The 7,428-nt window shown below is 65.4% G+C and carries 8 protein-coding genes; all 8 read right to left on the bottom strand.

Annotated elements, in window-relative coordinates:
- Positions 1–744: ATP-binding cassette domain-containing protein (locus tag AC062T_RS03720; RefSeq protein ID WP_476027515.1), on the bottom strand; the 744-nt coding region annotated here is incomplete at its 3' end.
- The gene (locus AC062T_RS03715) at positions 741–1,604 is read right to left on the bottom strand and encodes an ABC transporter permease (RefSeq protein WP_476027513.1); all 864 of its coding nucleotides are present in this window, start codon (positions 1,602–1,604) and stop codon (positions 741–743) included. The genes AC062T_RS03715 and AC062T_RS03720, both read right to left, overlap by 4 nt.
- 10 nt (positions 1,605–1,614) lie before the next feature.
- Entirely contained in the window at positions 1,615–2,550 is a 936-nt protein-coding gene (locus tag AC062T_RS03710) for an ABC transporter permease (RefSeq protein WP_476027511.1), read from the bottom strand.
- 15 nt (positions 2,551–2,565) lie between these two features.
- Complete coding sequence (locus AC062T_RS03705; RefSeq protein ID WP_476027509.1) at positions 2,566–4,203, bottom strand: ABC transporter substrate-binding protein; 1,638 nt, start codon at positions 4,201–4,203, stop codon at positions 2,566–2,568.
- A 135-nt stretch (positions 4,204–4,338) separates the two neighbouring features.
- On the bottom strand, positions 4,339–4,938 hold the full coding sequence (locus AC062T_RS03700; RefSeq protein ID WP_476027507.1) for a biotin transporter BioY: 600 nt from the start codon (positions 4,936–4,938) through the stop codon (positions 4,339–4,341).
- A 113-nt stretch (positions 4,939–5,051) separates the two neighbouring features.
- Positions 5,052–5,837 carry an enoyl-CoA hydratase/isomerase family protein gene (locus AC062T_RS03695; protein WP_476027505.1) on the bottom strand — a complete coding sequence of 262 codons (786 nt, stop codon included), beginning with the start codon at positions 5,835–5,837 and terminating at the stop codon, positions 5,052–5,054.
- Positions 5,830–6,987: a MalY/PatB family protein gene (locus tag AC062T_RS03690; protein ID WP_476027503.1), complete on the bottom strand. Its 1,158-nt coding sequence runs from the start codon at positions 6,985–6,987 to the stop codon at positions 5,830–5,832. The genes AC062T_RS03695 and AC062T_RS03690 overlap by 8 nt, the downstream gene beginning before the upstream one ends.
- A gap of 39 nt (positions 6,988–7,026) precedes the next feature.
- Positions 7,027–7,428, bottom strand: a 402-nt coding sequence (locus AC062T_RS03685; RefSeq protein ID WP_476027501.1) for a PKD domain-containing protein, incomplete at its 5' end; no start/stop codon positions are given.

Below are 7,428 nucleotides of genomic sequence, written 5' to 3'. Positions count from 1 at the left end.
CTGCGGGGAGGAGAGCACCTCATCGGTCGGCCCCTGTTCCACAATGACACCGTCGTGCATCACGGCGACGCGGTCGGCAACGCTGCGAACAACGGCGAGATCGTGGCTGATGAGGAGCAGCCCGGTTCCACCGCGACGAAGGTCAGCGAGCAGATCGAGAATCTGAGCCTGGATCGTTACGTCGAGCGCCGTGGTCGGCTCGTCGGCGATGAGCAACGGGGGAGCGGCGGGTATCGCGCTGGCAATCAGGGCGCGCTGGCGCAGGCCACCAGAAAGCTCACCAGAACGCTGCCTCGCCCGCTCGTCAGGGTCGGGCATGCCGACAGAGGCCAGGATCTCTCGCACCCGAGATCGGCGCTCACGCGGAGAAAGGCTCGTGTGCAGCCGGAGCACGTCGTCGATCTCGCGACCTACTGGTCGTAGCGGGTCGAGAGATACCAGGGCATCCTGCAGCACAAGACCCACCTCGCCCCCGCGGATGCGCCGCCAAGCCCGGGGACGCACCCGCAGCAGATCGCGCACCCCCGAGTCTGTCGATAGACGCATCGCGTCGGCGGTGACCGTGGAGCCGGCCCCCACCAGCCCGAGCAGCGCGCGGGCCGTCACGCTCTTGCCGGAGCCCGATTCCCCCACGATCGCGACACACTCGCCCGCCGCCACCGACAACGAGATGCCACGCACCACCTCGGCCGAACCGAACCGCACTCGCAGATTCTCAATCGTGAGCACCGCATCCGCCGTCATTGCTGCCCCTGCCTGGTGCGCGCCTGAATGCTGCGCCCGAGAGTCGTCGCGGCGGCGGCGGTTGCCACGATCGCCAGCCCGGGGAACACCGTCATCCACCATGCGACCGACATATAGGTGCGCCCGGCCGAGAGCATTGCACCCCACTCCGCTGCTGGTGGCACCGCCCCGAGCCCCAGATAGCTGAGCGATGATGCCCAGACGATCGCCTGCCCAACGCCGAGAGTGGCCAAGACGAACACGGGGGCCAGGGCGTTGGGGATGATGTGTCTGGACGTAATGAACCACGGGGAACGCCCGAGAACGACGGCGGCATCGATGTATTCCGATTCACGAACGGCCAGGATGCGACCCCTGATAATGCGGGCATACCCGGGCGCTGTCGATAGCCCCACCGCGATCGTTGTTGTGAGGATGCCGGGGCCAGCAATGGCGATGAAAACCAGTGCCAGCAGCAGCCCGGGCAGCGCAAAGAGCACTTCGACAATGCGGGTCGTGGCAAAGTCGACAACCCGATTGCTGAGGGCCCCCAGCGTGCCGAGGATGAGCGCGAGCCCGACGCCGATAGCCGTCGCGGCGAGGCCGATGAGAAGCGACGGCCGCGCGCCGTGCACTACCCGGGTAAAGATGTCGCGGCCCGACTCGTCCGTGCCGAAGAGGTGACCCCACGAGGGCGGGCGAAACGACTCGAGCGGATGAACCGCGAGCGGGTCGCCGGGCGCGAGCAGCTGCGGTGCGATGGCGGCGACGAGCAGGAGCGCCAGGATGCCGCCACTCAGCGCCTCACCCAGCGTGATCCGAGCCCCCGGGCGTGCCCGAGAGTTGCCGCGTACGGTCACGGTGCTGAGTGCGCCCGTCATGCTGCCCCCCTCATGTGCGCGCCCGAAGTCGCGGGTCGGCAACACGATCCAGGGCGTCCGTAGCAATCGTGACCACCACGAACGCGAGCGCGGAGACGAGGGCGATTCCGGTGACCATGGGGATGTCCCTCGCCGTGACGGCGTTCATTAGGCTGCGGCCGAGGCCCGGCCGAGCGAACACCGTCTCGACCACGACCGCCCCGCTCAAGAGCGACCCGAATGCCCAGCCGGAGAGCGATATCGCAGGCAGGGCAGCGTGCCGAATCGCATGGCGAAGCCGGATCCCGGTCTCGCCTTCTCCTCTCGCCCTCGCCGAGAGAACAAAGGGAGATTCGAGCGCATCGAGCATCGACTCCCTCATCACCTGACCGAGAAACCCGGCAAGGGGGATGGCCAGAGTCAGAACCGGCAGCACCAGACCCAGTGGGCCGGGAACGCTCACCGGGGGCAACCACCCCAGAGCGTTGCTGAAGACGAGGATGAACAGCGATGCGAGCCAAAAATGCGGGACAGCGGATGCCGCTATCTCAAGGCCCGAGGCGATGCCCCTGGCGATTCGCCCACCCCGCGTCGACCAGAGTGCCAGCACCAGGGCGATTATCCACGCTGCCACGAGCGAGAGAACGGTAAGCAGGAGGGTGCCCCAGAACTGCTCCGCGATGAGGGAGACCACGCTCGACTTGAGCGAGTATGAGGTTCCCAGGTCGCCCGTGACGAGCCTGCCGAGCATCATCACGTACTGGGCCATGAGCGGTTGGTCCAGCCCATGTTCGGCGCGCACCAGGGCGAGTGCCTCTTCTGATGCCTGCGAGCCGGGGCCCCCGAGAAGCGCCTGCTCCGGGCTGCCGGGGATGAGCCGGAGCGCAAAGAATATGGCGGTTGCGATAGCCCAGAGCACGAACACACCGCCAGCGATCTTGGCCGCGCCCCACCGCAGAACACTCATGCCGCTAGCCGGTGATCATGCGCGATTCACCCACGCGTCGTAGAACGTGGGTGCCGACACGGTGGGGAGAGCCCGCATGCCCGAAACGGCCGTCGAGTGGAGAAAGTGGTTCTGCTGGTCGTAGAGGGGCAGCACGTAGTAGCCGCTCAGAATGATCTCCTGCGCCTGCTGATACAGCGAGGCGCGCTGCTCTGCGTCCTGAGTCGCACTGGCCTCAGCAAGCAGCGCGTCGAGGGCCGGATCGCTCAGCTGCGCGAGGTTTGCGTAATAGCCGCTGGGCGCAGGAACGATCGAATCGGAGTGGTACAGGATGCGCAGCACGTCGGGGCCCACCTTGGTATACGGCGCACTGACCAGGTTGTAGTCGTTGGCAAAGAGCACGCCGTACCAGCTCGAAAGGTCGAGCGGCTCAAGCACGACCTCGAACCCGACAGGCTTGACCGCAGCCTGGATCTGCTCGAAGAGTGACTGCTCAGCGGGGATCGATTGGTTTGTGCTCACGGGGAAGGTGAGGGTCAGTCGCTCGCCGCCGCGGACCCGGTAACCCTCCGCATCGCGCTGCGCCCAGCCGGCCTCATCAAGAAGCTCGCCAGCGGCATCCGCATCGATGTCAAAGTACTCCGGCGCTTCAATGGATGTCGCTTCTACGCTCGAGAGCACCGAATAGGAGCGGTCGGCGGTTCCGAAGAAGAGGCTCGAAATGCCGTCGTTGACCGACGCGGCCCGAATGAACGCCTCGCGAACCCGCTCGTCGTCGAACGGCGCCTTGCCCGAGTTGAGTTCGATGCGATTAGAGGCGCCGGGGCGAGGGGCTGAGATGACCTTGAGGTTGGATTCGCCTTCTGCTGCGGCGATCGAGTCGGGCTGAGCGTTGTCGATCACATCGACCTGCCCCGACTGGAGGGCGGAATACCGCGTTGCGGAGTCGGGGATGAACCGCCAGTCGATGGCGTCGAGATAGGCCACTCCGTCGTGCTCGGCGTCCTGCGGGGGCGTCGTGTAGGCCTCATTGCGCTTAAGCGTGACCGAGTCTTGACGCTTCCACTCGGTGACCACAAAAGGTCCGGTGCCCACGGGAGACGCGCAGTTCTCCTCCTGACTGCGCTTGAGCGCTGTGGGGGACTGGATGCCCACCCAGGGCTGCGAGAACGAGTCGAGCAGTGCGCTGTCTGGCGACGAGAGACTCAGCGTGAGTTTCTGGCCATCGGCATCCATCGATGCGATCTTGGCCACAGCGAGGTATCCGGTCGACGACGCGGTTGCGGGGTCTTGCAGGTGGGCGATGTTCGCGGCAACGGCCGCCGCATCGAGTGGGGTGCCATCAGTGAAGGCGACGTCGTCGCGAATCGTGAACTCCCACGAGAGGCCGTCGGCGCTTGCGGTCCAGTCGCTGGCCAGCCAGGGCAGGATCTCGCCCTCGGCGTTCTTGGAGACGAGTGACTCGATGTACTGCGTCGCCAGCAGAGCCTGAGGAAAGTTGCCGCCAACATGCGGGTCGAGGCAACTCGGCTCGGCATCGCCCGATGCGTATACGAGGGTTCCCCCGCTGACGGGATCGGTGGAGGTTGCGCCGGGTGCCGAGCATCCCACGAGCAGAGCGAAGGAGGCGACGGCGACGCCGCCGATGGAAAGAGAGCGGGCGGCGCGAATCATTCTGACCTCAGCTGTGGGTGCGAACTAACGGGCGATGAAAAATGGACCGAATGCATTAGTTGCACTCGGTCCATTAATCATAGTCCTGCGCTCCGACATGTCGAATCGCCCGGATTCGGGGGCGCTGCGCCCGCGTTAGTCGCGGCGTGAGGCCAGTCGGTCGGCGAACTTCCAGGTGAGGGGGAGCAAGCCAGCGGCAATAGCCGACTTGACGATTCCGCCGATGATAAAGGGGTAGAGGCCCCACTCAAGAGTCTGCGCGAGCGAGGCGTTGAGAGAGACGGCGAGCCAGGGGAGACCCACGGCAAACGTCATGATGGTGCCCGCCGCCATAGAGACTGCGGCGCCGAGGAACTTCTTGTCCCAGTCCCGCTGCGCGAGCCACCCCGTGAGGGCCGCCGCGAAAATGAAGCCGACGATGTAGCCGCCTGTTGCGCCGAACACTACCGAGGTGCCGGATGCGCCCTCGCTAAACACGGGCATTCCGAGCATGCCTACCGCAAGGTAGAGCACCATCGACAGCGCGCCGCGCGTGGCGCCCAGGGTGCTTCCGACCAGAATCACGGCCAGGGTCTGCAGCGTGATCGGCACGGGCTGGATGGGAATGTAGAGCTGCGAGGCCACCGCTGTGACAGCGGCGCCAGCCGAGACCAGCACGATGTCGGTCGCGATGCTGCGGGCGAAGAAACGGTCTGCGAGCGTCGGGCGGCCGAGGTGCAGGGTGAGGGTCGACATCGCGACTCTCCTTTCCGTGTTGGGCGGGAATCTGTGCCAATACTACGCATGGCTCACAATTCGCCACGCAGCGTTGTCTACAGAACCCCGGCAGAAACGTTGTGGATGTCTCTCTACGAGCGGGGCGCGGTGAAAGCGGCGATCAGGCGAGTGGCGTCGGGGGTTTCGATGGATGCGCCGATGGTGCGGGCTTCATCATCGAGGTTCTCCTGGTAGCTGCGCTGGGTGCTCGCTCGCATGAGCCGCTTGGCCTGGCCGAAGGCCCCTGCCGCGCCCGAACTCCAGCTCAGGGCGACCGCGTCGACGCGGGAGGCGAGCTCTTCTGGGGCAACGACCTCGGTCACGAGCCCCCAGTCGAGCGCCTCGGCGGCGGAGAGTCTGCGGCTGCTGAGGGTGAGTTCGAGGGCGCGCCGCATGCCCACCGCTTCGGGTAGAAGGGTGCTCACGCCGCAGTCGGGCGTGAGCCCGATTGCGGAATACCGGCTGGCGAAGAAAGCAGAATCGGCCGCCACGATGTAGTCGGCCACGAGCATGAACCCGAGGCCGCCCCCGGCAACTGCACCCTGAACGGCGGCCACGATGGGCTTGGGCATCTCACGGAACACTCGGTGTCCCTCGTGGATCACGTCGGCGAGCGCGGCAATAGCCGCGCCGTCGTAGGAGCCGTTGCCGCTCATGGCATGGATGTCGCCACCGGCGCAGAAGGCTGAGCCGGCCGCGTCGAAGATCACAGCGACAACGTCGTCGCGACGGGCGATCTCGTGGGCGGCATCGCGCCAGCGCTCGGCTGATTCCTGATCGATGGCGTTCAGGCGAGACGGGCGGTTCAGGGTCACCCTGGCGATTCCGTCGGTGACGGTGAGCACAATCGCGGGCGACGGCGTTGTCGTGTCAGTCATGGTCGCTGAGCCTAGCGGCGCGGATCCTCTCGATGGCCTCCGTTAGCACTTCTGGCGAACATCCGAAGTTCAGACGGGCGAATCCTGTGCCCTCGCGACCAAAATCGGGGCCGGAGGTGAGCGCAACCTTGGCCCGCTCGAGAATTCCGGCCGCCGGATCGTCGCCCCACCCCGCAGCGCGCAGATTGATCCAGGCCAAATATCCTGCGACCGGTTGGCGATAACGAGACCCGGGGATGTTTTCGGCGAGCAGATCACCAAGTAGTCGCCGATTGGCCTCGAGGTTCGAGATCACATCGTCGAGCCAGGTTTCGCCCTCACGGAACGCTGCGATCGATGCCTGCACTCCAAGATGGCTGGTGCGCCAGAAGACCTCGTCGTGCATTCCGTCAATCACGGCATGCATCCTGGGTGCCGCCGTGATCATGAGTGCGCACTTGAGCCCGGCAAGGTTCCAGGCTTTGCTCGCCGAGGTGATCGAAACGCCGTGCTCGCGGGCGGCGTCGCTCACGGTGAGGAAGGGGGTGAAGTGCCCGTCGCTGTGGGTGAGGGGCGCATGTATTTCGTCGCTGATGATGGTGGCGCCGTGCCGCTCTGCGATCTCGGCCAGCGCAATAAGGTCCGCGGGAGTGTGCGGGTAGCCCAGCGGATTATGCGGGTTGCACAGCACCATCGCTGTGGCCCCCGCGGCGAAGGCCGCATCGATGCCGTCAAGGTCGAGCGCGATGGATGCTCCGTCGTCGAGCAGGGGAACTCGAACGACAGAGGTGCGTGCTTCATCGATGAGTGCGTAGAACGGTGGATAAACGGGTGGGGTGACCACGACGCTGTCGCCGGGCTGGGTGACCCGGCGCAGAACCTCGAGGATTCCCATGCTCACGTCGGCGGTGGAGCGCACGTGGTCGGGGTTAACCGCCCAGCCCCACCGCTTCTCGGCGAAAGAGCTGAAAGCGTGAGGCAACTCCGGGCCTCCGCTTGAATACCCGGTGTCGGAGCGATCGACGGCATTCCGTATTGCGTCGCCAATGGGCTGGGCGAGCGGAAAGTCCATTTCTGCGACGAAAAGGGGGAGGACATCGTCGGGGTACGCGCGCCATTTGACGCTGGTGCGACGGCGGAGAGCGTCCAGTGATTCTGCATGAACAGGCATGCCCACAGCATCGCACTGCGCCGGGGGTTTGCGGGAGGGTTAGCAGCCGGGGCCGGTGGGGTTTTGCAGGCAGGTCTTGCTCACGAGCACGGTCTTAACGGATGCGACGTGCATCGGGATGGGTTCGGATGCAATGGGCAGGTAACCAATGAACTCTTCCCAGCCGTCATCGGCGTTTTCTTCGTAGTAGTACTCGATCGCGTAATTGACGGTGAGGGTGACGTTGTAATCGCCAGGTCGGTCGAAGGTGTGGCTCGTAGCGGTGTCGGAGAACTCCGTGAGTGACTGCGTCTTCCACGGGGAACCCTTGCCACGGGTGGACAGGCTGTGGCCGTCGCCGAAGTTCCATCGATAGGAGGCCGGTGTGAATCGAGCAACGGCGGGCCTGCCCAGCAGGGTGCCCTCGATGGTGTGGGGTTCGATCTCCGCGTAGAAGTTTGC

This window comes from Homoserinimonas sp. (assembly GCF_056262345.1).
The sequence above is the reverse complement of the archived record's forward strand: the minus strand, read 5'-3'. Positions and strand labels throughout refer to the sequence as shown.

What these genes read in the sequence shown, in the direction of transcription:
- AC062T_RS03715 (WP_476027513.1), bottom strand. Translation starts at nt 1,604, where the DNA reads ATGACGGGCGCACTCAGCACCGTGACCGTACGCGGCAACTCTCGGGCA.
- AC062T_RS03710 (WP_476027511.1), bottom strand. Translation starts at nt 2,550, where the DNA reads ATGAGTGTTCTGCGGTGGGGCGCGGCCAAGATCGCTGGCGGTGTGTTC.
- AC062T_RS03705 (WP_476027509.1), bottom strand. Translation starts at nt 4,203, where the DNA reads ATGATTCGCGCCGCCCGCTCTCTTTCCATCGGCGGCGTCGCCGTCGCC.
- AC062T_RS03700 (WP_476027507.1), bottom strand. Translation starts at nt 4,938, where the DNA reads ATGTCGACCCTCACCCTGCACCTCGGCCGCCCGACGCTCGCAGACCGT.
- AC062T_RS03695 (WP_476027505.1), bottom strand. Translation starts at nt 5,837, where the DNA reads ATGACTGACACGACAACGCCGTCGCCCGCGATTGTGCTCACCGTCACC.
- AC062T_RS03690 (WP_476027503.1), bottom strand. Translation starts at nt 6,987, where the DNA reads ATGCCTGTTCATGCAGAATCACTGGACGCTCTCCGCCGTCGCACCAGC.